Source organism: Anabaena sp. UHCC 0253 (genome assembly GCF_009712085.1).
Lineage (GTDB): Bacteria > Cyanobacteriota > Cyanobacteriia > Cyanobacteriales > Nostocaceae > Dolichospermum.
Map to the genome: position 1 here is coordinate 570,010 of NZ_VILD01000003.1, position 24,588 is coordinate 594,597.

Below are 24,588 nucleotides of genomic sequence, written 5' to 3' on the forward strand. Positions count from 1 at the left end.
TTCTTACCTTGACGAGGATAAGGTGCATCCACAAAACCTAGTTCAAATAATTGTTGATAAGCTTTTGTACCTAATTCTCTGGTGGGGTTTTGACTTTTGATGATTTGCACTAGTAAAGGTACGGCCAATTCTGGCTGATTTTGCGCTCGATGGACTAAGGCTAGTTGATAGGTGGCTTCATCTCGTTTTTGGGCTGTTGCTAAGGCTCTTTGGCGTTGGGAATCGGATACACGAATATCAATGCCGGCAAAACTGGAATTTAGGTCTTGATAGAAGCTGGATAATTGATTATATACCTGGCGTGCTTCTTGGAGTTTTTTGGCTGCTAGGGGGTAGTTTTGATTAGCAACCGCTTGGGCTGCATCGTTCATTAAGCGATCGCCTCCTTCAATACTCAAGACACTATTACTAGGTCCAGTGGGGCTGAGGGTATTAGGCTTGTCTGCTTCAGTGGGTTGTGCTTGACTAATAATAACTGATAAGTTTTGCACTTGAGCCTGGGCAGGTGATAGCAGTCCCAGAACTGTAATAAGTGACAAAGACGTGAAGCGAATTAAGGGCGCAACAGCAACATTCATGAGGTTCATTAGGGCAAAAATTATATAAAAAATATTGAGAAACTCTGTGTATCTTAACTCTGTTTGTCCATCAAGTCGTTTTTGATCTAGTGCTTGTTCCCTTTGTGGTTTTTATGGTGATTTGCAAAAAAAAACAGGAAAGTCGGAGAATTTGGCAACGAAAAGGCCAACCTTCCCACAGGCTGGCCTCTCAAAAAAATGTTGTTCGCGTTATCTTCTTAGTAGAGTCAAAACCAAATTGCGCGTTCCCAAAATTCAACGGGCAACCTTTCTTAACAAGATTGTAACAGCCAGTACAGTTTTTTCATGAAAATATCTTAAAAAAATATCTGTCCTGAGTGAGGAGATTTTCTATTCTAGGGTAGATGACAGAAGAGGCAGGGAGCAGGGGGGCAAGGGAGCAGGGAGCAGGGGAGCAGGGGAAACCCTATTTATTTTTCTTCTTCAATGCGTGACAGCTTAGGCTGGAAAGTATTTCTGGAGCTAAGTTTTATTACCAATGACAGATTGCGGTTTTCCCCAAATAATAGTTTCTTGTTTATAAACCACAAGTCCTGGTTTCGTTCCTTTGGGTTTGTAGACGTGCTTGGGTTGGGTGTACACTACCGGTACTTGGTCACTTTGACGGGCGCGACTGAAATAAGCTGCTAGGTTGGCTGTAAATTGTAAATCAGCTTCTTCGGCGACTGTACCGGGTTCTAGACGGAGGAGGGTATGACTCCCCGGAATTTCTTGGGCGTGAAACCACAAATCATAATCTCCGGCTACACGAAAGGTTAGTTGGTCATTTTGGAGATTATTGCGACCGATGAGGACTTCAAAGCCGCTGGGAGTGCGATAACGATGGAAATTGGTGCTGGGAGTGTTGGCGCTGCGGCTGCGATATTCTGGGTCTTCTAGATATTTTTGCCCAATTAGTTCATCACGGATTTCTTCTAAAGCTTGTAAATCTTCTGGGGTTTGATAGTTGTCTAGCTGAGAAATGGTTGCTTCTACTTGTTCCAAATAGTCAATTTCTGCTTGGACTGCAAATAGTAGTGGTTCGACAGCGGCACGGGCGCGTTTAAGTTTTTGGTGCTGTTTGTAAAGCTTTTGGGCATTTTGAACGGCGTTTTTATCTGGGAAGAGGGCGATCGCTCTTAGTTCTCCAGTTTCAAAATCTGGGAGGCTAATTTCTTGCATTCCCGGTTGCCAGTGGTGGAGATGTGCCATTAATAAATCAGCTTTTTGGCGATATTCCTCTGCTTGATCTGATTGTTGCAAGCGATCGCTAAAAGTTTTGGCTTTGGTGCGTAATTTACCGAGAATATTCACCAATTTCTGACTTAATTGATGACGCAGTTGCACAAATACTTGTTGATTCAACTGGTCAGTATAATAACGGTAAATTAACTCTTGAATACTATTAGCTGGTGCGACTCCTCCCCAACCCATGACAGTATATCCATTGTCTGTCCAGGCTGGTTGAAATTTACCTGCTTCTAAAGCTTGTAGCCATTCTTGCCAGCGGTGAAATAAATTTTGCCAATCATTGGCAGTCAGGACATCAGTATTTGTATCTGGTGTAATATTGGCGGCTAAAAGCATTGTATCCAGCAAAGCTGCACTCAAACCACTATAACTTTTGAGTAACTGCCGTTTAATACCACCAGGGACTAAACTTACGCGTTCTTGCCAGCGTTCTAGAGACTCGCTAAAACTAGGGATTTTGCCTGTTAGTTTAGGGGGTGTTTCGTAATTTTGTCCAGTTTGGATAGGACGAACGCTAGATTGTTGCTGACTAACTTGATGGGCAGCGGTGATAATTTCATTACTAGCATCAGTCAAAATCACATTACTGTATTTACCCATCACTTCTGCATAAACGTGATAGAGGGCGTTTTCTCCAGGACGACGAGCAAATTGCAAATCAATCACCCGTTCCCAAGGAGAAATAGCTTCAATTCCTACTAAGGCCAACCCACCCAACTGATGTCTTAACTGTTGGCTGAAAGTAAAAGTATCTGGGTTGCGTGGTGGTGGATCACCAATACAAATATGAGCAGCTTGGGGATGCCAGCAAACTTCCAGCCAACCCCGTTGATTTAAAGTTCGTAAAGCAATAGCAATAGTATAGCGATCGCGCTGATATACCTGTTCTGTGCGTGCAGGCAACCAGTTCGCGCGGATTTCGCTACAAGCAGCAGTTAAAGCCGTAAAGTCAAGGGGTTGCAAAATAATTAGTTACAATAACGAAGTTTTTCTTACTAATTAGGTTATCAGCAAATCAAAAAACGAGGAAATAATGACTATAACATTCTTCTTCTTTTCCGATTTTCAGGCTGTGTTCTCCGCAAAGGAACTACTTCTGCTTCACTACTTTCCCTAGCTACGCGAATTAATAATGCCGAAGATATCAAACTGGAAATCATGGAATTACCACCATAACTAAACATGGGTAGAGGTAAACCTGTCGTAGGTAGCGCACCTGTTGTGACACCAATATGTAATAATGACTGTCCAACCATGACAACCACTACACCAATCGCTACTAATTGGGATGTGAAATTTTTGGACTTGATGGCAATGATTAATCCTAAAGTAGCAAATATGGCTAACAATATTAATAGTAAAATCCCACCAACAAAGCCAAATTCTTCCGAAAAAATTGCAAATATAAAATCAGTATCTTGAATTGGTAAATAAAACAGCTTTTGTTGAGAAAGTCCAAATCCAACTCCCCATGTTTGCCCTGAACCTACAGCTAATAAACTTTGTACTAACTGATAGCCGTCTCCTGTGGCATCAGCCCAAGGATTGAGAAAGGACATAATTCGTTTACGTTGATATTCTTTAATACTAATACTGAGTAATGCTAACATTACCCCACCAATGGCTGTTCCTCCCAAGTATTTAGTCGGTATTCCTGCGGCTAAAGCAATAAACCAAATTGTCATGCCACAAAGTGCTGTTGTACTTAAATTAGGTTGAGCAAGAATTCCTAACAAAACCAGACAGAAAACACCCAACCAAGATAAACGAATTCCCCAGTTAAGTTTTTCCCACTGACTAAAAAGAGTCGCACTTTGTAAAACTAAAAATGGTTTAATTAATTCTGATGGTTGGATAGGAATTGGTCCAATGGCTATCCATCTAGCTGCATCAAAGGCTTTTCTTCCTAATCCTGGTACTAAAGTCAGAAAAATTAACATTAGGAAAAATATCAAAAACCAATGAGCTACTCCCAAAATTTTCCGTAATGGCAAATTAACAATGATATTGAAAATAATTAAGGCAGCAAATGCCCAAATAAGTTGACGTTTGAAATAAAATAAACCATCACCTTGACGGTCATCAGCTACAACATAGGATGCGGAAAAAAGGATAATTAACCCAATAGACATCCACAAAAATGTTAACCAGCGCAATAACCGTGCTTCTAAAGCCCAGCTAGAGACAGAATCATCAAAAAATGGTATGAAACGGAGTAGATTCACAATATTTGTCAGTTGTTAGTTGTCAGTTGTCAGTGGTAATGCTTATTTATCAATTACCAATTACCTACTTAAATCAATACTAAATTATCTCGGTGAATCACAGTATCTACACCTTCATAACCTAAAATTGCCGGAATTTCCCGTGAATGTCTTCCGCAAATTTTCTGTAATTCCTTGCTATTATAATTCACCAATCCTCTAGCTATTTCTTGTCCATTATTGTCATACAACTGCACAGCTTCTTGATTGTCAAATTCCCCTTCTACAGCTTTAATTCCCGCTGCTAATAAAGATTTTCCGCCTTGAACAATAGCTATAATTGCTCCTGCATCTAAATATAATTTTCCCCCCTGGTATTAAACCATAAGCTATCCAGCGTTTCCTGGCTGAAGTTGGTTCTGGTTGGGGTGTAAAGTGTGTTCCAATCAGTTCCCCTTGAATAATTTTTTCAATATTGCGGGGAAAACGCCCTTGGGTAATGACTGTACGGATACCAGCAGCGATCGCAATTCTAGCCGCAGAAATTTTAGTCATCATCCCCCCAGTCCCCCATTGAGAACCCTGTCCCCCAGTTTGAATCTGTAATTCTGTCAGTTCTTGCATACTACTAACTAAACTAATCGGTTTAGCATCGGGTACGGAACGAGGATCGGCTGAGTATAATTTATCAACATCCGTTAACAAAAATAGCCAATCTGCTTCTACTAAACTGGCTACTAATGCAGACAAGGTATCATTATCCCCAAATTTTAATTCTTCTACTGCTACTGTATCATTTTCATTAACTATGGGAATGACTCCTAAACCCAGTAATTCTTGAAAAGTATTATTGGCATTAAGATAGCGGCTACGTTGTACTAAATCTGCTCTGGTTAATAATACTTGAGCAATGGGTTGTTGTAAAGTAGTGAATAAATCATCATATATCCGCATTAATCGACCTTGCCCAACTGCTGCTACAGCCTGTTTTAAAGCTATGGTTTTAGGACGTTCTGTTAAACCTAACCGCGCACAACCTATTCCCACAGCACCGGAGGAAACTAAAATTACCTGATGTCCTTGTCGTCTCAAATCACTGAGAGTTTCCGCTAAAGTAGCAATGCTAGAAAGGGCTAATTGTCCCGTTTCTGGTTGAGTTAGGCTAGAAGTACCGATTTTAACAACTATTGTTTTGGTCATTAGTCAGTTGACATTGATACATAAAAAATTGTACAGCGCCAATCCATCTATAGTGAAGGTTGACGCTGTACGGGTTTATATTTATCTATTATCTGCTAGGGTCTTTTTTTGGCTGACCCTGATGTTATTAACATTAATAATCGCTGATTTTGGGGAAACTATAGAATTTCTTAAGTATTTCTTTAGGTTTACTTTCCTGACGAATTATAAAATATTTATGAATTTTTGTATCTTTTTCAGTAAATAGCACAATAAATACTTATACAGAAATCCTATTTAAGTCTAAAATAAAACAATATATTCGTTTTTTACTGAAATCTCATTACGAAATTTGTATATTTTGTCTATAAACTTAATCAAACAAAGTATTTACAATCACGTTGAAATATGATTGCATACTAATTAATATATCTCTTGCTACATCAAGTAGTGAGATTGACGTTAATAAATTAACTATTGATAGTCCCATAACTAGACATTGATTAGCTAATTCGTGGTTTAGGCTTAGAAAATAACAGAGGGAAACTGAATGGTAATGAATATTGATGCTAAATTAAACAATGCCCGCACCCTATTAAACGAATTAGGTAACTCAATTGCTAATTTAGTTAATTCGTCTCCCGATGTTTTTGCAGATCCAGGAATTAAATCAGCTTTAGACGGTTTTTTAGATGCTTTTGAAGAAGCGGTAGAAAGATTAGAAAATCCCAGTTTTCGTATTGCTACTATTGGTACAACATCCTCTGGAAAATCAACTATAGTTAATGCTTTAATAGGGCGAAAAATTGCCCCCATAGAAGCAGGAGAAATGAGTGGAGGAGTTTTAACACTCAAACATTCTCAAGAATCAAAATTAATTATTGAAAAAACCACAGATGCAGCTTGGGAAACAGGAGAATGGACGGGATTAACTGATGATGATTTATATCAACGTATTCGTTCAGTCATGCACTCCTATCATGAAGCCAGACAAAAACGCGAATATGTTGCACCCCAAATAACTGCTTATGTTCCTTTATTACCAGCTTGTGATCCTTTTTTATTAGGTTTACCTCCAGGAATAGGCGTAGAATTAATTGATTTACCTGGTTTAAAATCAGTACAAGATCGGGCTAATTTGGCAACTATTCAACAGCAAGTTAATAAGGCTTTTAGTTTAGTTGCTTTGGACTATATGCAGATAGATGATAGTCATAGAAAACGATTATTAGAAGAATTAAAAAGGGTTGTTGAATATTTACAAGGGCGTACAGACTCGATGATTTTTATTTTAAATCGAGTTGATCAACGTGGTGCGGATGATTTACCTTTAGAAGTGCGAATTAATAAGTTAAGGGAAGAAATTAAAGAGACATTATCACTGGCTGAATTGCCTGATGTTTTACCATTTAATGCTCGTCTTTTATATTATGCCCAATGTGCTTGGGGTGCTGGTGCTTTAAATAAACCTTCAACAGTTGATTCTAAATTAAGATTAGAAAATTTAGAAAAGATGTTTCAAGATTGTGCTGGAGTAATTAAGCTAAATCTTAAAGGTAATAAGGATTTAAAATATTGGTTTTTGGAAGTTGAAGAGAAAGTTGAAAATAATGAAATAATTGATGATGAAACCATGTTAAAAATCCTTATTCATTCTTTAGAATGGAGTGGAGGTAAGGAACTATGGCGACGTTTTAAGGTCAGAGTAGAAGAATCATTTGATAAGTTGGTAATTTTTCCTGCATTAGTAGAAGTATTTGAAAACTATTCAGCTTTATCAGAAGTATTAGATGTTTTGATTCAAACTCGAAAAATTTACAATCAGGAACAGGTTGAATTAGAAAAAGAAAACATAGCTAAAATTCGTCAAGATTTACAGGCAAATATCAATCAGGTGATTCAAAAATTTAAGAAAAAAAGTGAATTGATTATAGAAACACTCCAAGCGAATGATAAAAAAAAGATGGTTAATCTTAAAAAAAGAGATGAGGAATTATTTAAAAAATTATCCCCTTTACTCGGCACTGCTAATAAAGTAGGAACAGATATAACTATAGATTTAATTGTTCCCGTGCGGGATGCTTTAAAAAATAATTCAGGAGTTTTTGAGTTAAGAGATAAACTTCAGGAAGTTACATCACCTGCATTAGCTGATGATATTGCCAGAAACTATGATAATGTTAGTCGCAGATTAAGTAAATTTTCTCCACAATCAGAATACTTCTTTAAAAGTGTAAGGGCTGATGATGAAACTGCTAAAAAAGAACTTGAACATGATGAACGCTATGTTAGGCTACTCTATCACTGTATGAGACAAGCTATATCAGCAAGAGCAGAATTTTTTCTACAAGGAAAAGCACAACAATTTTATGAATGTTTAGATTTTTTAGTTAATCAACAAGTTGAATTATTGAAAATTTGCTTATCAGATGATATTTTTGCTTCTTCAATTAATATTGAAAAAGCAACTATAAGTAATTTGCTAAAACAATTATCTCAAAATCCGCCTAATTTACCAAAGAATTTTTTTGATTTAGAAGCTAACATTAAACAAAAACAAACTAAGAAAAAAGAGGTAGTTGGGCAAAAAACAGAAGATGAAAATTATACAGAATACTATCAAAGTGGTTCGTGTTATAAAAGCACAAAAAGTAGAACCAAAAGCGGACCAGTAACTCGTGATATTACCGATGATGTTGAATATGTGGAATTGTTTTTACCATCTCCAGATTTAATGGCTGAACAATGGTTAAGCGGTATTAATAAAGGAAAAGATAGTTTATGGGATAATTTACTAGACTGGATTCTTCAAAGGTTAGATTATGTTAGTAGTATCTTTGAGGAATCAGTTAATGATATCACTAATTTAGCTGAACGGGCTTTGGAACAGCAATTAAGGATTATTGAGGAAAATTTCGAGAATGAAAAACAATTTTGGCATAATTTTGAATTACAAAAAGATAATGCAAATGCCATTTGTCGAAAACTAGAAGATAAGGTTTAAGTCTTTTAAAAAGATTTCTATATATTTTCTAGGCATTTTGCTGTAATTAACAATAATCTATTTAACAATTAACATTTATTATGTTTACTAAATTATTGCAGGAAGTTACAAAGCAAGTCGAATTAAAGATTGAATATGAATGTAAGGGAAAGAAGATTTATATATATGATCTTATTAAAATATCTGTAGAAATATGGTGTTACAAATTGGAATATTATATAGATATACATCCTAAAAATATAAGTAACTACATTTTCAGTGGATATAGATTGGATTCTAAATTTAATTCACTAAGTGATTATCTTTATACAGAATGGGCAAACGAAAAAAGCCAATTGTACAAGTTAATAACACCAATTGTACAACCTACTTTTAAACGAATAATTGTAAGAAGGAAAGATATGAGAATTGTAGTCATTATTGGCTTTGTTATTACAGCCGTTGGTTATTTACTTTATATCATTAATCGTCAAAAGGCAACGAGAGAATCAACACAACAAATAACATATACAACACCATTAGTACAAAGTGAACATCTTGATGTTCCTGCATCTATTCCATTACAAACAAGTACAAAACCAACTTTAGTTTTAGTTATATCTGCTTCAAATCAATACTTTGTAGAATCACTAAAGATGAAAGGAATAATTGATATTAATGATGCCAAGCAACTGATGAAAATTACAAAATTCCTTTGGCTGGGTTCTAATGATAAATTCAAACAAATACAATCCAATTTTAATCAGTATTCAGTATCAGAAATACGAGAATCTCCAGATGATATTTTTTTATTGTATTTTACACTTAAAGAACCTCATCATGGTTTTCAAGAGAATAAGAATGATCTAGATAGATATGATGCTTTTGATAAACTAGCTTCTTTAGAAACTGGTTTTACTCCATCACCTAGATTAAGAATGGAAGCATTAGATGTTCTTGAATTTTATAGCCTCTAACATAGGTAGATTAAAATGCTAATTGATACTACTCTTTTATTAAACAGTCCAGAAATTATCCAAGGTTTATTAAATGGTTCAATGCAACGCTATGGTAGCGTTATTCGCTGGTCTGCTGGTACAGAAAAAGCAGGTCAAATTGTCCGCCATTTAGCAGAAACACCAGGACTAACTAACCAATTAACAAATATTCCATTTTCCCCCGTATTAGGCGGAACTAATATTATAGGTCATGGATTAACCTATCATAAATTAATGGGAATTGAAAAAACCTTATCATCAGTAATGGGATTAACTCAAATAGCTGCTGGTGCAAGTGTTTTAAACCTGGGAGTAAGTATTGCTGGTTTTGCTTACATGGGTTATAAATTACATCAAATTCAAAATTCTTTAAGTAATCTTCAGCAATTTGTAGAAAAAGAATTTGCAATTGTTAAAGAACGCCTAGATATAATTTCTGGACAACTTGCATATTTATATCTCTTAGTTGAAGATAATCGCCAAAAACAACAAAATTTAGCAAAAGCAATTTCTCATATTCAACAAGCAATGATAATTAAAGAAATTGCCTCATTAAATGCCGAATTAAACGACAGAAAGCTATTCCCCAGTGAATCACCAAGAGAATGCTTAAAAGTTGCTAACAGAGTACGATTATTTTTATCAAATCAAGCGTTACAAATTTCCCCAGCATTAGACGCGGAATTAATGCTAAATACAGATATTGCTATTCAAGGTTGGGCGGTAGCAACAGCAACAGAAGCTAACTTATTATTAGAAATTGGACAACATCAAGAAGCTAGAGAATTACTATCTGTAGAAGTTGCCAAATTTCAACAAATAGCCCAAACTTGGGGAAACCAATTAATCAATGATGAAAACTCTTATTTATCTACAACTTATCGGTTTACACATTCTCGGTTTCAAGACCATATTACACCACAACGAGTAGAAAGAATCACCCAAATTTCCCCCAAAGATTATACATTATCATCTGAAGATATTCGCCGTAAAAAAACTAATATTGATGTAGAATTTCAAATGTCCTATAGTAATCAATGGGATGAAATCTGGACACATCGGCAAATAGCTATAGCTGAATATTTAGATACCCTCAGCGAACTTTTAGCCAGATTAGATAGTTTACAATCTTTTGCTGTTTTATGTGAAAGTGAAAATGTCAAAAGTAGTAAAGATATTCTTCCTAATGAAAATACACCACCTGGTTTGTATCTTTTACCTTATGAGGAGAAATCAAAATGACCATCATAGAAAGAATAAAATGTATTATTCCTTCATTCCTACTTATAGGAATTGGTATTTTAGAAATTAACTATCCTCACTTCATGGATAATTTTGATGATGGTTATACAGGGCGTGGTATATCAGGCTTTATAATGCTATTGTTCGAGTTATTTATCAAGTTTACATGGGGCAAGATAGAAGGGTTTATTGCAATTATTATAGGTATATTTCTCATAGTAATTTTCTTGTTGCCAGATTTTGAAACCAAAAATGAACAAACAGCAGAACAAACAGAAATAAATAATCAAAAAAAATCATTAACTAAATCTCTATCTTCAGCAGCATTTCGCGCTGGTAAATCTTACTTACAACGAAAATATGATCAGAAATGAAAACATGAAAATAAATTTCCCAACCATTACTTACAAACTTACTCATCGTCTAATTACACACCTTCAATAATCAAATAAATAAACTAGCGGGAACATGAAAATATTTACCTAAAAGAGTAAAAATAAACTCACCTATTTAGGAAATTTCACAACTACAGATTTTTACTTTTTAATCACTTTACCTGTAATAGATGCACCTAATATCTCTGATATCCAGACTTCAATGTTGCGGATGGGATGGGTGCTGATAGCTGTAAAATCGGGATGAATGATTGGCTCGACTAAAATTGTAAACATTCCCAAACGATTACCTGCTAAAACATCTGTAAACAAGCGATCGCCTACCATTCCCACTTGATGTGCAGGTAAATTCATCTCTCGTAACGCCGCTCTAATTTTCCGCCGGGAGGGCTTAGTCGCACCTAAATAGTAAGGTAAATTTAGAGAACGGGCAATACTACCAATTCTGGCTTCACTTAAATTATTACTAACTAACCACAGTGCTGTGCAAGTCCGTATCTCTTCTACCCATCGCTGTAGTGCAGGGGAAGCAGAACCCGCTCTAATTGGTACTAACGTATCATCAACATCTAACACCAGTCCTTTCAGCCCATATTGTTGGATCACATCTGGTGTCAGCTTCAAAACTGAACCCGCTAAAATCAAGTCAGGCTGTAAGAGATGGTTTCGAGTCATAATTTTGTATAGTTAACCCAAGTTGCTAGTTATCTAGTTAAGGCTGGTAATTGGTGACTTGCCCTGAGCGAAGCCGAAGGGTTGGTAATTGGTGATTGGTAATAAAATGCCAGTTTCCATCCTGTACATCCTTAAATCCTGGACATCCTGATTTTGACAATTTATCTAACTAGCAACTTACGTGATTACTTTTCCCCGTCTTGTAAAAACGGGGATTATAAACTAATGCTACAAGGAAGAATAATTATTCAACCTCATTAAAAAGATGTTCTTCTAGAAGGGGTTGGAACTGACGAAACTCTTCAGGAGAAAGTAATTCTGGCTCACCTGTCTTAGTAATTCTAGCGAAAAATAACAGGGGATCGAGAGGAGTATAAATTGCATACTCCTGTTCATCATGATAAAAAGTTGTAATTTCCAGTAGTTGCTCAGGCTCTAAACCGTTTTCTTCATCTTCAATTTCTAAAGTGAATAATTTTGATTCATCATCTTCAGGAGGCAACTCACCGGCTACAGTCAAAGCGTAAGCAGTATTTTTGAGAATCAGATTTTGCTCAGAAAGAACAGCTTGAGCCGTACCAAAAATTTCGTCAATGATTTCATCATCTTCTACCAATACGGCTTCTTCTTCGTCGCCATCAACTTGCCAAGCAAAAATTTCTATGGGGGCATCAACCGGCAGCAGGAGAACATATTTTTCCCCATCTACCGAGAGCGTATGCTCAATATAACATTCTAGAGTTCGTTTTAGTTCATCTGTTAAGGTCAGAGAATTCCCGGAATCGTGATCTTCAGAAAGTGGAGAGGAAAACATAGCTGGATTATGTAACTTTAACAATATTTCAATTGCTACATAAATCCTAGACAAGTCTAGACATTTATTTCTTACTTCAACGGGAGCATGGGAGCATTTATCCCTCTGTAAGCTTACACGCTGTAGCCAAACGCGATTAATTAATTGCTCTTAAATATGGAAATCATTGAACCGTTAAACGACAGTCAATGTCAACCATAAATTCAGAGATGCAAGTAATAGTTTTTAGAATACCATGGGAAAACCAATCACTCATCAGTAATTGCTACTGATCTCTTTATCGAACTACGCCTAGCATCTAGCCATTGTTGTAAAATTAATGCCGCCGCCTTGCGGTCAATTAAACCCTTATTTCTAGATGGGGAGCGATTTTCAGCTATCAATAATTGTTCTGCCTGAAAAGAAGTTAATCGTTCATCCATATATTCCAAAGGAAGTTGGAGCGCACCAGCCAATCTAGCTGCAAATTTCTGCACATGACGGGCTTGAGTACCTATAGAACCATCCATTGAGTATGGTAAACCAACAATGAGAATTTGTACCTGTCGCTCATTCACTATTTGTTGAATTTGCTCTACATCTTCTATAAAAGACCTGCGCTCAATTGTCGTAATACCTGTAGCAATCAAACCAGTCCCATCACATCCCGCTAACCCAATGCGTTTACTACCAACATCCACACCCAAGGCGGAAATAAATAATTTTGATGACTGTTGAGAAATCACGCTATGGTTGCTCCTGGGAAGGCTCTATAGATGAGTCAGATGGGCAGGGTGTATCTATAGTAGGGTTTTTATAAGTGAAAGCCACATTTTCGGACTGAATGGGTATAACTTGTTCTTGCTGTACCTGCTGTGCTTGCTGCACCCATGACATCCCCCCTGGTATGGGCTTCCGCGCTGGTTGTAAGCCTTGTAACACTTCTTGCCACTGAATCCCTTCTAAAGAGACAAATTTTGACTCTCGTAGTTTATGCCAGACTGAGCGAGACATGATCAAGGTATGTTCTATCCGTTTAGCCCCAATCCGCTCTAAATATTCTTCCCTTTCTGGTTGATAGTCTGAAGAAGCTAATTGTAACCCTTGTTGCGGAAAATCTTGGGCAATGCGGGCTAATTGAGACAATAGTTCAGGATACAACCAAGTATAAGCCGGATGCACCGTAAGTGAAGCTACATGAGGATTTGTGCCTGTGCGGTCAAGCTGTACCTGAAAATAGCCAATGGCTGCTTTGCGCTGGGGTTCAAAGACATAGCCGCTCACAACTTCAATTTTAGTCATCCACTGCTTGAGTCCATCACTAATAGCCCCAAACAAAGTGGTTTTAAAGTCGTGGGTGTGACGATCAAATACTTGCCTTACCAAAGGAGGCATAGATGCTGTATCTAGTTGATATAGTAACTGAGCATCAGCGTTACTAACTGGTAATAGATTGGGTAAATCTGGTTCGGTTTGGATTAATTCAGCTAATAACTGGGGACTAATTTCCCAGTATGTCATTTCTGCCAGCCGTTGAAATCCATTGTGCCGATAAAGTGCTAAGGCATCAACATCATTGATATTAACTTCTAATATCCAAGTTCGCGCTTCTAAAATTGATTCAAAGCAATGCCGCAGCAGTTGTGAGCCTACTCCTAGCTTATCCCCAGTCGCTTCTAGCATCACTCTGTCAATGCGCCAAGTGCTGCGAGTCCGATTAAAGGGTGATACTTGAATCATTCCCAACAGTATCCTTCCCTGTTCGGCGACGTAGCCCCAAAAGCGGTACTGTAGTGGGTTGGGAAACCAACTTAAGAATTTGAGTAATCCATACCAACGTCGTAGCCATTGCATTTGACCCATGGCTTCACCAACTTCTTTGGGGGAAAGATGGGACAATGATTCTTGAGTTAAGCGATCAATTCCGTCCAAGTCCCTATGTTGAACTGGTCGGATTACAACGCTGAGGTTTCGAGGGAGTAGTGAAGTCATGTTGATTCAAGCCGCCATTTAACCTTTACAAAATGCGATTGGTGATGTAATTCTGGAATTATTTTAACGGCTTTTTGCTCTGAGGTCTTGCTACCAAAGAGTGATTTTCTTAACTAAATACGTAAAAAAATATAAAAAGCAGAAATCGTTAGTATGCCCTGCGGCTGAAAACAACAATATCTGCTTTTATTTTAGGTCAATTATCGTAAAAATGCTGTTAAATCTATAGACTTTGGCGAGAAGCGAATTTTTCAAAGTCAGCTTGGGTTTGATGAAGTAATTGTTGACGACTATCTTCTACAGTCTGTCTAAGGCTTGGAACTAAGTTGCGAGCTTGTAGTGTCATGTGTAGTTGTAAATGAGCAACATATTCACTAATATCTTGATTATTTACAGTTGCGCCCGTTAATACGTTTAATTCCATTGCCACTGTGTTCTCCTTTGTGAATTCAGAGTAATTGCTTGACCAAATCCGAACCTATCATATTTTTCACCTAGCTGCTGATTTTGCAATGAAGTGTAATGATTGGGGAAGAGGCAACATCCATGAATAAAGATAAAGCAGGAGTTAGAAGTCTTAGGGGCGAAGCATTCGGTGTAAGGGCGTTCGCGAAGCGTGCTGAAAGCATCAGCATTCGGAAAATAAACTTGGGAAAAAACCGATAATTAATCGCCCGAATGCTTCGCCCCTACTTTGTGTATAGGTTTAAATTTAGATTCTGTACCTCATTGATATGCAATCAGCATGAAACCCAAAAAATGCGTTGGGTGGCGTTGTCGCTTAACCCAACAAAGTAGAAAATGGACAAGGTATTGGCTGTAAATAACCTTATTTTTTACGAAATAGCAATTTTCTAATCTGCCCAAAGTGTATAAGTTTCCTGAAAAACCTCATCCCAACTTAAAGCAATAATATCTGGTTTTTTGCCCATTTCATCTCTAGCATCCTGTTTTGCAGACACAAAACACTTATCCCAAATTGACTTCAGAAAATCTCGATTGAGACTTGGCATTTCCTCTTGACTGGCAGTAATTTCTGCCCTAGCTGAACGAATAGAAATTACCCAACTAGCACTACGTTTTTCCGGTTGACATTTCCACTTAATTATATGCAACATCAATCGAGTTAATTGACTAATTACTGCTCTTTTTTCTGAGCGCCCCATTGACTCTGCTAAACTTTCTAAAATATGATCAACTTCTGTCATTTTTCCCTCCTGTAGTAATTGTTTTGCTTTCACTACAGCTAAATATGGCGATTGAAAAACCAGTTCATCATAAGGTACTGTCATGATTGATAACCTCCTTAGCTTGTTTTTCACCAAATCTTTAATCAAAGATGGTAATGTTTTAAAAACTTCGAGAAAAATATCTCTTTGTTATTAGATACAATCAGCAACAAGCTCTGCCTTAAGAGTATTGTAAATTTACAAATCAGTCAATAACCGTTATAATCTTACGCCTCATAGATAAATTATTTAGCAAGCCCTAAGTAAATTTGGACATAATTCCCAGCTATACATATAATATATGTATGCAAGTTGAATGGAATCCTGAAAAAGCTAAAAGCAATTTACAAAAACACGGAGTCAGTTTTTCGGATGCTGAGGCTGTGTTGTTCGATCCTTATGCACTTTCTTTTGAAGATCAATCAGCACAAGGTGAACAGCGATTTATTATTATGGGAATGGATCACCTTTGGCGGTTGCTGGTAGTAGTCTATACCTATCGAGGTGATAACATTCGCTTAATTTCTGCCCGTCCCGCTACTCCTAAGGAGAGACGTGAATATGAAACCGGAATATGATTTTGATCAAGCTAAACGGGGTGCGATTATCCCACAACAAGGTAAAACTCGTATTACCATCTATATTGATGATGATATTTTGGAAGCGTTTAGACAAAAAGGAGATGCTGAAGGGAAAGGTTATCAAACAATGATGAATCAAGCGTTACGAGAATATCTTGATCAAGCCAAACCCCCCTTAGATGAAGATACACTACGCCGAGTTTTTCAAGAAGAACTGCGGGCTGTAACTTTTGTTAGTTCAGTTTGATCTAAAGTTTGTAGTGAGGAATTTAATCCTAATTTAAGGGCTGAAGCCCTTACTAGCAAATAATTTCAAGATTTTTTATTACTTAGTGTTGATAAGATTTAGCTGCGTAACAGCTTACTTGTAGCAATGACCATTCAAGTGAGGTACAAGCAGTATTAATGAAACGCAGATGGACGCAGATAATTTTGTACTTCACCAGACTAGAAAACACTATATCATTCCATCACTGCTAGGACGGATTTTGGTAGTAGTTTTTCTTTAAACCAAATTATTCTGGCGGGAACATTATCTAGTTTTATACCGGCTTTTTCTAAGTTCAATCTTTCGGAAATTGCTAAAATTAAATTATCACAATTTGCTTTTCTGACTTGAGCGAATTTCTTTTGTAAATATTCTGGCCGCCAATAACCAACAATTTCTAATAAAAATGTCCGTCCGTCAGGATGAACTAGCCGAAAATCGGGAATCATTACGCTACCAGGAATGGCAATTAAATCAACTTCTCGCTCTAATATCCAACCACTTTTTAAAGCATCCCATTTACTAGCAAAAGATTCTTCTAACATACTATCATAAGGTTTACCTGGGGGATAGTGAGAGACTAATCCACATTCAGAATTCAGGGTAAAACGTCCTGTTTTCCATTCATTGGTGTAAAAATCACGGGTTTTTAAAGTTGCGGATAAACTCCATTTGGTAACATGAAGTAAGGCGGGAATTAGTTTGGCTATGGCTAAACCGTAACGGGTGCTGGGAGTAAATAAACTTGTGGGTCCATCTACACTAATTGTAAAACCATGATCTGCATCACCTTCAATATAAGCCATTAATTGAAATAGCTTTAAATAACGAAATAAGAGTTTATATTCTCCGGGAACATTGCGATGAGCATTTAATACTAATTGACTGGCTTTGTAAAAAACTCCTTGCACTTGAGATAAGTTATAACGATGTAACACATCTTCTGGTTTAGGAGCTTCAAAAGCTGTTAAAATTTTATTTTCTGATAAATCGGCATAAAGTCCATCTCGGATTTGAATTGGTAAAACTTCTTGGTTAAGTTCTTGACTTAAATCCTCGGCAATTTTGTTGAGTGTAATATCAGTTGATTCTCGACTAGAAACAGATTTTGCTGCTAAAGCAAATACCCTTGCTCTTAACATGGGTGGTTCGAGAGGACTAACTATTTCAAAGGTGCAAAAACCACTTTTGAGAATATAGGCTAAACCCCTTTTCATTCGGTAATCTGTTGTATCTCCTTCAAAGTCAGATAATTGACGTTCTAGTAAACCTTGAGTTTTTCCTACTGCTTCCTGAAAAAAACTAATTAAATCAGTAGCTAGACCCAAATGTTTATGATCAAGTTTCAGTCTTTTTGGGATAATTTCTTCGCCGTTTTGGCGGTGTATTAGTAGATCCGTTGGTAACATCTTTCTTTTCGGTTGAATAATTAATTTCTAATTGTTCGGCTGCTTTTAAGTCGCTGTTATTTTCCCTACTATAAATAACTTGTAAATTTGCTCTTTGCGGTTTTTCTTCTTGGCTGTTATTTTCTCCTCTGCGTCTAGCGGAAGTTCTTTCTTCGCTGGTGTCTTCGGCTATGACTTCATATAAAATCGCTTGTTTATTTGCTATATTTCCTTTCCGTAATATTCTCCCCAAACGTTGAATATATTCCCTAGTTGAACCTGTACCTGATAAGATAATGGCGATACTGGCTGCGGGGACATCTACACCTTCATTAAGAACATTAGAAGCAACTAAACTAATATATTCACCTTCTTTGAATTTAGTTAATATTTCATGTCTTTCTTTGACCGGTGTTTGATGAGTAATCGCGGGAATTAATAAATCTTGAGAAATGTGGTAAACTGTGGCATTATCAGCAGTAAAAATTAAGATTCTTTCGGAAGAATGCGTTGCTAATAAGTCTACAAGTACCCGAATTTTACCATCCGTTCCCAAAGCGATTTCTTTGGCTTGACGATGTGCTAACATGGCTCTGCGTCCAGGTTGCGATCGCGCACTCATTTGTACAAACATTTGCCAACCTTGAAGACTTCCTAAAGAAATTTTTGATTGCTTTAAAAAATCATTGCGCGTTTGAATTAATTGATTGTATTTCTCCCGTTCTAATTGGGATAATTTAACTTTTATTTGGACTATTTCATGGGCTGCTAAAGCTTTACCAGCTAAATCTTCAGGGCGTTGACGATAAACTTCTTTACCAATGAGAATATCTAAATCAGCGTGTTTACCATCAGTGCGTTCTGGAGTTGCGGAAAGTCCTAAGCGATAAGGTGCGATCGCATATTCAGCAATAACTCGGTTAAAATCCGTAGGTAAGTGGTGACATTCGTCAAAAATTATCAAGGCATATTTATTACCCAAACTTTCTGCGTGAATGGCCGCACTATCATAGGTAGCAACTAAAATTGCTGTTCTATCCCGTGAACCACCCCCCAGTAAACCCACTTCCCCATCAGGAAAAGCCGCTACTAAGTGAGCATACCACTGGTGCATTAAGTCCAAGGTTGGGACTACAATTAACGTTGTCCGTGGTGTAGCTTGCATGGCCATTTGTGCCAAATAAGTCTTACCTGCGGCTGTAGGCAAAACAACTACCCCCTGTCGTCCCGCCAGTTTCCAAGCTGCTAATGCCTCATTTTGGTGGGGATAGGGTGTCATTTCCAAACTAGCAACCAACTCTAGGGGATAAAAAGCCTTGGCTTCATCAATAAAATCTGTTGCTTCTGCTTGGAGGGCTTCGACTAAAGAACGGTATCTAATCGCAGGAATCCGGAATTTTTCGACTCTATCATCCCAAGTTGCATAGTCTATCCAAGTTTTACTTCGTGGTGGTGGGTGTAAAATTAACGTACCACGATCAAAAGTTAAAGTCGGGTGACGAACCATTTATTTTCTCTCGATACGGTTACACTGATTTAACTACTCATAACGCAAAACGGGCATGATGACTAATATTAATGCTGTCAGAACCCAGCTAGAGGCAATTGTTGGTCCAGAAGTATTCGACTTCGAGACAAATGAAAATTTTGCTGAATCCTATAGAGAACAGCGCAAAGTTTTTCTGCTGAGTCGAATGAAATTACAAGCCAAACTGATGATCATTATTGGCTTAACATTAACTGCTTTTTTTGTCTGGGTAAATGAAGGCATACCTCAAAAAATACACGCTTTTAAAATTGGCTTATTAATTGAGTTTTTCATTATTGTTTGTTGGTTTTTGTGCAAAAATCCCCTAGCACGTCGTTACCCACAGATGATTTTTTTAAGTTTATGTTGGTCAGCAACTTGTGCTATCCAAATTGATACAGCTATATTATTTAATTATGTTGAGCCACTCACAAATATTTGGAACTTGATGTTTATTACCCAAGCAACAATTATCCCTGTTCAATGGCGGATACATTTAATATCACAAGTAGGAACAATTGTTTGTTATTTAGGATTATGTGCAGTATATAGGCCTAAGTTTCAATACCAAGTTTCCCATTATATAGAACAAGGTTTATATTTATTTTGGACTGCGATAATTTGTGTTTTTTCTGTTTATTTATATGAGAAACTCAAGAAAAAAGAATTTCGTGCTAAACGAGAATTAGAAATAGCCCAAGAACAATCTGAAAAAACTATTATTAAATATTTTACCTGCGGTAATTGCTAAACAGTTAAAACTGCAACCTACTACTATTGCCGACATTTTTCATGAAGTGACAGTATTATTTGCTGATATCGTCGGTTTTACAGAATTATCAAGTCATACATCACCACCGGAATTAGTAGAATTATTAAATCAAATATTTTGTTTATTTGACGAATTAGCAGAACGTCACGGAATCGAAAAAATTAAGACAATTGGTGATGCTTACATGGCCGTGGCTGGTTTACCTAATTATCAGAGTGATCATGCTTTAGCGATCGCTAATATGGCATTGGATATGCAAAAAGCTATGATTGAGTTTAATCAACAAAATAATTTATCTTTTCAAATTCGTGTGGGTATTAGCACGGGTCCCGTAGTCGCAGGTGTAATTGGTTTAAAAAAATTTGCCTATGATTTGTGGGGTGATACGGTGAATACAGCCAGTAGAATGGAATCCCACGGTATACCCGATAATATCCAGCTTTGTGAAGCTACTTATCAATTGTTAAAAGATAAATATCTGTTGGAAAAACGGGGGTTAATTAAAATTAAAGGGAAAGGAGAAATGATGACCTATTTACTACATGGAAGGAAGATGTCAGACATAGGTTAATGTCAATAATTTAATAATTCATTCAAATCCCCGATTTCTTTAAGAAGTCGGGGATATATTCAATTGAGAGTTTGATATTTAATGAACTTGAATTTTCAAAACTACTTTACTAACAAATGTTTCTAAAGATCGCCAAGTGAATAGTTTACGTCTAATTTCCTCAATTATTGTCGGTTCTTTGATTGTAGAAACCTGTTCATCTAATAGCAAATTTATCACTCTCCCATTGTTATATTCAAATTCAAACACTAACTCACCGCTAACACTATCAGGAACTTGAATTAATTGCAGGTATTGAGTGATTTGAGAAATCATTTGTTGAGTTAAGCCTGTAATACTTACTATTTGTAAACGAGAAACAAGTGCATTACTTCCCGGTAAATATTGTGATTCTTCTAACTCAATTTCTAGTTCATCAGGTTGATTTTTTGGTGATGGAGATAGAGAATCATAACTACTAATGATAGCTCCCAAATCACTAAACTCATCATCCGAGCTAATACTCTCTGATTGCAGCCAATTTCTACTTTCTTCTCTCTTAGGAGCAGAAATAGACGTAGACGGAGCGGGTGCAGGTGGAATATTAGCCATTATACTTCTGCTTCTAGTTAAAAACTCAGGTGTCTCAGATTGAGCTACTTTTTTGGACGTAGCATTACCAAATATACCTTGATGGCTAATACCTTGTGGCATTTCTACTGGTACTTGTAGGGATAAAGAATCTTGGAGAGGATTAACTCTCACATCATCACTCACAGCAACAAAGGCGGTATATTGGGATAATAACTGATAAGTTAATGCCGTATTTGTCACAGCTTCTACACCTGCTTTGGTGTCACCACTAACCATTTGATTCATTAAATCTTTAATCCGAAAACGTCCCCAAAGTTGAGCAATACCAGGATTTCCTGTAATATCAAAGTTCAAGTTAAAAGTTTGTTGATGGTATTTACCACCAGCAGTCATACCAGTAATATGCAATTTTCCAGCCAGACGATCTGGTTTATTTCCAAATAATACTAATGGCTGTTCTGCAAATAAATCTGGTGTTGTTAATGGATAAATAGTTGGTGATTCTCCATCACCTTCCCATTGCAATTGAATGTTAGTAAAAACAGGATTATTAATTTGTTGGTAGAATTTTTCTACTACTTCATTGACTGGTTCATCGTGACGAATAATCCGTGCTATTCCTCTACCTATTTCGGCAATTCTATTTAATAAAAAGCGATTTATAGAACTACCTGCACCAAAACTATGTAAACGAGTTCCCGGTTGCAGATGGCGTTGTACTTCTGCTAAAATTTGGTTTTCATTACCGATATAACCATCTGTTAATAAAACAATTGTTCTTAACCTACTAAAATCTGTAACTGGGAAATTTAAGACTTTGCGAATACCTGGTAACATTTCTGTTCCCCCACCTGCATTTAAGCGATTAATATAATTAATTGCTGCTGTACGATTTTGGGGAGTATTATTTAAAGGAATCGGTGAAAGTTGCTGTGTAGTGTCAGCAAAATCAATGATGCTAAATGTATCTTGAGGATTAAGTCCATTGATAAACTGACGCATTAATTCTTGACATTGATTTAATGGTGCGCCATGTTGAGAACCAGATGTATCAATTAAAAAGATGACATCTTTAGGAACTAATTGATCTGGTTGATATTGAAGTGCAGGAATTAGATATAAAGCGAAATGTCCACCTCTTTCATCAGCTTGGATATGTACACTAGCTTGAGTATTTTTAGTAGCTATTTGGTAGCGGAGAATTAAGTCTTTGTTGGGTATTGTATCTCCACCTGCTAGTTTTATTTCTGCTATTTGTTTGTTGCGGGTAATTTGAATATGGTGAGAGGGTGAACTAATATCCTGAATTTCTACGCCGGCGTTAATTTCTACTGTGACATTAATATCATGGCGGGAGCGTGTTCCGACTGGGAGAATAGGAGCATTTAAACGGGAAGCATCTGGAACTAAATCGGTATCTTGATTGAGAGTCATGGGTGCAGATGCAGAACCACCAATAACTGTATTTTCCTCAATAGTGATACCGGGAATGTAACGGGGTCCAACTACCATTGGAAAGACAAATTCATAATTTCCACTCTCGAATTTGAGGCTTTCCGTGTAGCGAATGATGACATCAATTTGTTCACCGGGTTTGATGTTAGCGAGGGATTGGGTGAAGATATTGTCTCGTTCTTGTTCTAGGAGTCCTGCGGTGCGTCCTTCTCGTTTGGCTTGTTCGTATATTTGCTGTGCTTCTTGGCGTTTTTTGATACTGCCTTGAATTGTGCGATCGCCTATCTTGATCAACATATCATCAACAGCAGCTTCATCGGGTAAGGGAAAAATATATGTAGCTTCTAAGGTAGTTGTAAAGGGGTTTTCAAAGCTTTGGGTAACTTCTACCCGCGAGATATTACCATTAACTTTAGCTTTAACTTCAGTGTGTTTGAGGGGAAAAGCGATCGCTTGCTGGTTAAGGTTTTGAATGTATAAACCACTGGTTTGAGTTTCTAAGTTGCGAGTCATAGTCTTTACCTGTCGCTATTGTTTGTATGTCTCTAGCGTAGGTTGGTTTTGTGGGGAGATATGCTCAGTTTTATGCTCAGTTGCTGCTCACTGGTAGGTTCAGGGTTATTAATTTTCAATAATTAGTCAAACAAATCTATTATAATTAATTCATCAATTATGATTTTCTACATAATTATGCAAAATACCTTTATTCCGGAAGAAGAAGTAACTTTTTTTGAAGAAAGTGAAGATCAAGATATTAATTCGGATTCTTCTATAAATTACAAATCACAATTAGAAGAAATCTCAGAAGTTGTTGTAGTAGGAACTGACTGGACAACAGCAACAATATTTGATCAAATGGTTCGTGAGAATATACAGTTAAATCCCAAATTTCAGAGAAGAGATGCCTGGAATATAACTCGTAAAAGCAGGTTTATAGAATCACTGATGCTTGGGTTTCCTGTTCCACAAATAGTATTAGCAGCTAATCAAAAAGAACGTGGCAAGTTTATAGTTCTTGATGGTAAACAACGGTTACTCACAATCCTACAATTTTATGGTAGCAGTGAAACTTCAAATAATGGTTTTGCGTTGAAAGATTTGGAATTTAGAACTGATCTAAATGGATACACTTATGAGAATATAGAAAATAATATTTCCTTCCGAATGGAACAAAATGCTCTTGATAATCAAACTATTCGTACCATATTAATTCGGAATTGGAAAAGCGAAAATTTTCTCTATAAAGTATTTCTACGGTTGAATGTAGAAAGCACTCCTTTATCTCCTCAAGAACTCAGACAAGCACTGCATCCAGGTGAGTTCATTAATTTTTTAGATGATCAATCTATTAAAAGCCAGGCTCTTAAAAAAATATTCAAATCTAAAAACCCTGATTTTCGGATGCGTGACGTTGATTTGTTATTGCGTTATGTAGGATTCCATTATTTTCTGTCTGAATATCGTGGTAATCTGAAATATTTTTTAGATATGACTTGTGAAAGACTTAATGAAGATTGGGAGAAATTACATAATGATATTGAAAATGTAGTAAACGAATTTGAGAAAGCAGTGCAAACAACCATTCATATCTTTGGAGAAAAAAATTTTTCTCGGCAATGGTTAAGCAACAATAAATACAAAGGACATTTTAATAGAGCCATCTTAGATGTAATGGCTTTTTATTTTTCTGATGAAATCATCAGACAATCTGCTGAAGAACATAAACAAGCAGTTGAAGAGGCGTTTAAAAAATTATGTTCATCAAATAGACAATTTAGAGAAGGTATTGAACGAACAACTAATAATACTCGTGAAACTTACAATCGTTTGAGATTATGGGGAGAAAGTCTTTTAGAAGTTTTAGAAATAGAGTTTAATCTACCTGAGCTTGTTGATAATCGGATTATTTTCAATGGTTTGAGGTAGGTTATAA

General features: G+C 36.6%; 21 protein-coding genes and 1 pseudogene. 9 read left to right on the forward strand and 13 right to left on the reverse strand.

All coding sequences use genetic code 11. The features are described from left to right. From FJR38_RS10760 to proB, 4 genes and pseudogenes are all read right to left on the reverse strand, one after another. On the reverse strand, positions 1 to 578 hold a 578-nt coding region (locus FJR38_RS10760; protein WP_168536940.1), incomplete at its 3' end, for a hypothetical protein. Positions 579 to 1,061: 483 nt separating this feature from the next. Further along, positions 1,062 to 2,792 (reverse strand): NFACT family protein, encoded by a 1,731-nt coding sequence (locus FJR38_RS10765; RefSeq protein ID WP_168536942.1) that lies wholly within the window; start codon positions 2,790 to 2,792, stop codon positions 1,062 to 1,064. A gap of 74 nt (positions 2,793 to 2,866) precedes the next feature. Next, a complete protein-coding gene (locus FJR38_RS10770; protein ID WP_168536944.1) occupies positions 2,867 to 4,054 on the reverse strand; it encodes an FtsW/RodA/SpoVE family cell cycle protein in 1,188 nt (395 codons plus the stop codon). Positions 4,055 to 4,122: 68 nt separating this feature from the next. Then, positions 4,123 to 5,233 (reverse strand): annotated as a pseudogene (proB, locus tag FJR38_RS10775) (glutamate 5-kinase). 529 nt (positions 5,234 to 5,762) lie between these two features. Between proB and FJR38_RS10780 the strand changes: the two are divergent. From FJR38_RS10780 to FJR38_RS10795, 4 genes are all read left to right on the forward strand, one after another. Next, positions 5,763 to 8,216 (forward strand): dynamin family protein, encoded by a 2,454-nt coding sequence (locus tag FJR38_RS10780; RefSeq protein ID WP_168536946.1) that lies wholly within the window; start codon positions 5,763 to 5,765, stop codon positions 8,214 to 8,216. 80 nt (positions 8,217 to 8,296) lie between these two features. Continuing rightward, entirely contained in the window at positions 8,297 to 9,172 is an 876-nt protein-coding gene (locus FJR38_RS10785) for a hypothetical protein (RefSeq protein WP_168536948.1), read from the forward strand. Between the two features lie 15 nt (positions 9,173 to 9,187). Next, positions 9,188 to 10,435, forward strand: coding sequence for a hypothetical protein (locus FJR38_RS10790; RefSeq protein WP_168536950.1), 1,248 nt, complete (start codon positions 9,188 to 9,190; stop codon positions 10,433 to 10,435). Continuing rightward, the gene (locus tag FJR38_RS10795) at positions 10,432 to 10,809 is read left to right on the forward strand and encodes a hypothetical protein (RefSeq protein ID WP_168495775.1); all 378 of its coding nucleotides are present in this window, start codon (positions 10,432 to 10,434) and stop codon (positions 10,807 to 10,809) included. The genes FJR38_RS10790 and FJR38_RS10795 overlap by 4 nt, the downstream gene beginning before the upstream one ends. Positions 10,810 to 10,971: 162 nt before the next feature. On the opposite strand, the gene FJR38_RS10800 is transcribed toward FJR38_RS10795, so the two are convergent. The 6 genes from FJR38_RS10800 to FJR38_RS10825 form a co-directional block, all read right to left on the reverse strand. Next, on the reverse strand, positions 10,972 to 11,505 hold the full coding sequence (locus tag FJR38_RS10800) for a YqeG family HAD IIIA-type phosphatase (RefSeq protein WP_168495777.1): 534 nt from the start codon (positions 11,503 to 11,505) through the stop codon (positions 10,972 to 10,974). A gap of 244 nt (positions 11,506 to 11,749) precedes the next feature. Continuing rightward, positions 11,750 to 12,319 carry a DUF3727 domain-containing protein gene (locus FJR38_RS10805; RefSeq protein ID WP_168495779.1) on the reverse strand — a complete coding sequence of 190 codons (570 nt, stop codon included), beginning with the start codon at positions 12,317 to 12,319 and terminating at the stop codon, positions 11,750 to 11,752. A gap of 248 nt (positions 12,320 to 12,567) precedes the next feature. Next, positions 12,568 to 13,044 carry a Holliday junction resolvase RuvX gene (gene ruvX / locus FJR38_RS10810; RefSeq protein WP_168495781.1) on the reverse strand — a complete coding sequence of 159 codons (477 nt, stop codon included), beginning with the start codon at positions 13,042 to 13,044 and terminating at the stop codon, positions 12,568 to 12,570. Between the two features lies 1 nt (position 13,045). Continuing rightward, positions 13,046 to 14,290 carry a GNAT family N-acetyltransferase gene (locus FJR38_RS10815; protein WP_168495783.1) on the reverse strand — a complete coding sequence of 415 codons (1,245 nt, stop codon included), beginning with the start codon at positions 14,288 to 14,290 and terminating at the stop codon, positions 13,046 to 13,048. Positions 14,291 to 14,513: 223 nt separating this feature from the next. Next, positions 14,514 to 14,714, reverse strand: a complete 201-nt coding sequence (locus tag FJR38_RS10820; RefSeq protein ID WP_168495852.1) for a hypothetical protein — start codon at positions 14,712 to 14,714, stop codon at positions 14,514 to 14,516. Positions 14,715 to 15,144: 430 nt separating this feature from the next. Then, entirely contained in the window at positions 15,145 to 15,582 is a 438-nt protein-coding gene (locus FJR38_RS10825; protein WP_168495785.1) for a DUF29 domain-containing protein, read from the reverse strand. A gap of 242 nt (positions 15,583 to 15,824) precedes the next feature. On the opposite strand from FJR38_RS10825, the gene FJR38_RS10830 reads away from it, so the two are divergent. Next, on the forward strand, positions 15,825 to 16,097 hold the full coding sequence (locus tag FJR38_RS10830) for a BrnT family toxin (protein WP_168495787.1): 273 nt from the start codon (positions 15,825 to 15,827) through the stop codon (positions 16,095 to 16,097). After that, positions 16,081 to 16,347, forward strand: a complete 267-nt coding sequence (locus FJR38_RS10835) for a BrnA antitoxin family protein (RefSeq protein WP_168495789.1) — start codon at positions 16,081 to 16,083, stop codon at positions 16,345 to 16,347. The genes FJR38_RS10830 and FJR38_RS10835 overlap by 17 nt, the downstream gene beginning before the upstream one ends. Before the next feature lie 215 nt (positions 16,348 to 16,562). Here the strand turns inward: FJR38_RS10835 and FJR38_RS10840 are convergent, their stop codons facing one another. Beyond that, positions 16,563 to 17,777: a DUF790 family protein gene (locus tag FJR38_RS10840; RefSeq protein ID WP_168495791.1), complete on the reverse strand. Its 1,215-nt coding sequence runs from the start codon at positions 17,775 to 17,777 to the stop codon at positions 16,563 to 16,565. Beyond that, positions 17,707 to 19,263: a DEAD/DEAH box helicase gene (locus FJR38_RS10845; RefSeq protein WP_168536952.1), complete on the reverse strand. Its 1,557-nt coding sequence runs from the start codon at positions 19,261 to 19,263 to the stop codon at positions 17,707 to 17,709. The genes FJR38_RS10840 and FJR38_RS10845 overlap by 71 nt, the downstream gene beginning before the upstream one ends. 55 nt (positions 19,264 to 19,318) lie before the next feature. Between FJR38_RS10845 and FJR38_RS28410 the strand changes: the two genes are divergently transcribed. Both FJR38_RS28410 and FJR38_RS28415 read left to right on the forward strand, forming a co-directional pair. Next, positions 19,319 to 20,035 carry a hypothetical protein gene (locus FJR38_RS28410; protein ID WP_168536954.1) on the forward strand — a complete coding sequence of 239 codons (717 nt, stop codon included), beginning with the start codon at positions 19,319 to 19,321 and terminating at the stop codon, positions 20,033 to 20,035. A gap of 46 nt (positions 20,036 to 20,081) precedes the next feature. Then, on the forward strand, positions 20,082 to 20,627 hold the full coding sequence (locus tag FJR38_RS28415) for an adenylate/guanylate cyclase domain-containing protein (RefSeq protein ID WP_371418176.1): 546 nt from the start codon (positions 20,082 to 20,084) through the stop codon (positions 20,625 to 20,627). A 78-nt stretch (positions 20,628 to 20,705) separates the two neighbouring features. Here the strand turns inward: FJR38_RS28415 and FJR38_RS10860 are convergent, their stop codons facing one another. Continuing rightward, positions 20,706 to 23,168, reverse strand: coding sequence for a VIT domain-containing protein (locus tag FJR38_RS10860; protein WP_168536956.1), 2,463 nt, complete (start codon positions 23,166 to 23,168; stop codon positions 20,706 to 20,708). A gap of 177 nt (positions 23,169 to 23,345) precedes the next feature. Between FJR38_RS10860 and FJR38_RS10865 the strand changes: the two genes are divergently transcribed. Then, a complete protein-coding gene (locus FJR38_RS10865) occupies positions 23,346 to 24,581 on the forward strand; it encodes a DUF262 domain-containing protein (protein ID WP_168495799.1) in 1,236 nt (411 codons plus the stop codon). Positions 24,582 to 24,588: the final 7 nt, after the last annotated feature.

What these genes read in the sequence shown, in the direction of transcription:
- FJR38_RS10825 (WP_168495785.1), bottom strand. Translation starts at nt 15,582, where the DNA reads ATGACAGTACCTTATGATGAACTGGTTTTTCAATCGCCATATTTAGCT.
- FJR38_RS10795 (WP_168495775.1), top strand. Translation starts at nt 10,432, where the DNA reads ATGACCATCATAGAAAGAATAAAATGTATTATTCCTTCATTCCTACTT.
- FJR38_RS10845 (WP_168536952.1), bottom strand. Translation starts at nt 19,263, where the DNA reads ATGGTTCGTCACCCGACTTTAACTTTTGATCGTGGTACGTTAATTTTA.
- FJR38_RS10840 (WP_168495791.1), bottom strand. Translation starts at nt 17,777, where the DNA reads ATGTTACCAACGGATCTACTAATACACCGCCAAAACGGCGAAGAAATT.
- FJR38_RS28410 (WP_168536954.1), top strand. Translation starts at nt 19,319, where the DNA reads ATGATGACTAATATTAATGCTGTCAGAACCCAGCTAGAGGCAATTGTT.
- FJR38_RS10835 (WP_168495789.1), top strand. Translation starts at nt 16,081, where the DNA reads ATGAAACCGGAATATGATTTTGATCAAGCTAAACGGGGTGCGATTATC.
- FJR38_RS10815 (WP_168495783.1), bottom strand. Translation starts at nt 14,290, where the DNA reads ATGACTTCACTACTCCCTCGAAACCTCAGCGTTGTAATCCGACCAGTT.
- FJR38_RS10790 (WP_168536950.1), top strand. Translation starts at nt 9,188, where the DNA reads ATGCTAATTGATACTACTCTTTTATTAAACAGTCCAGAAATTATCCAA.
- FJR38_RS10805 (WP_168495779.1), bottom strand. Translation starts at nt 12,319, where the DNA reads ATGTTTTCCTCTCCACTTTCTGAAGATCACGATTCCGGGAATTCTCTG.
- FJR38_RS10860 (WP_168536956.1), bottom strand. Translation starts at nt 23,168, where the DNA reads ATGACTCGCAACTTAGAAACTCAAACCAGTGGTTTATACATTCAAAAC.
- FJR38_RS10785 (WP_168536948.1), top strand. Translation starts at nt 8,297, where the DNA reads ATGTTTACTAAATTATTGCAGGAAGTTACAAAGCAAGTCGAATTAAAG.
- FJR38_RS10865 (WP_168495799.1), top strand. Translation starts at nt 23,346, where the DNA reads ATGCAAAATACCTTTATTCCGGAAGAAGAAGTAACTTTTTTTGAAGAA.
- FJR38_RS10830 (WP_168495787.1), top strand. Translation starts at nt 15,825, where the DNA reads ATGCAAGTTGAATGGAATCCTGAAAAAGCTAAAAGCAATTTACAAAAA.
- FJR38_RS10800 (WP_168495777.1), bottom strand. Translation starts at nt 11,505, where the DNA reads ATGACTCGAAACCATCTCTTACAGCCTGACTTGATTTTAGCGGGTTCA.
- FJR38_RS10780 (WP_168536946.1), top strand. Translation starts at nt 5,763, where the DNA reads ATGGTAATGAATATTGATGCTAAATTAAACAATGCCCGCACCCTATTA.
- FJR38_RS10820 (WP_168495852.1), bottom strand. Translation starts at nt 14,714, where the DNA reads ATGGAATTAAACGTATTAACGGGCGCAACTGTAAATAATCAAGATATT.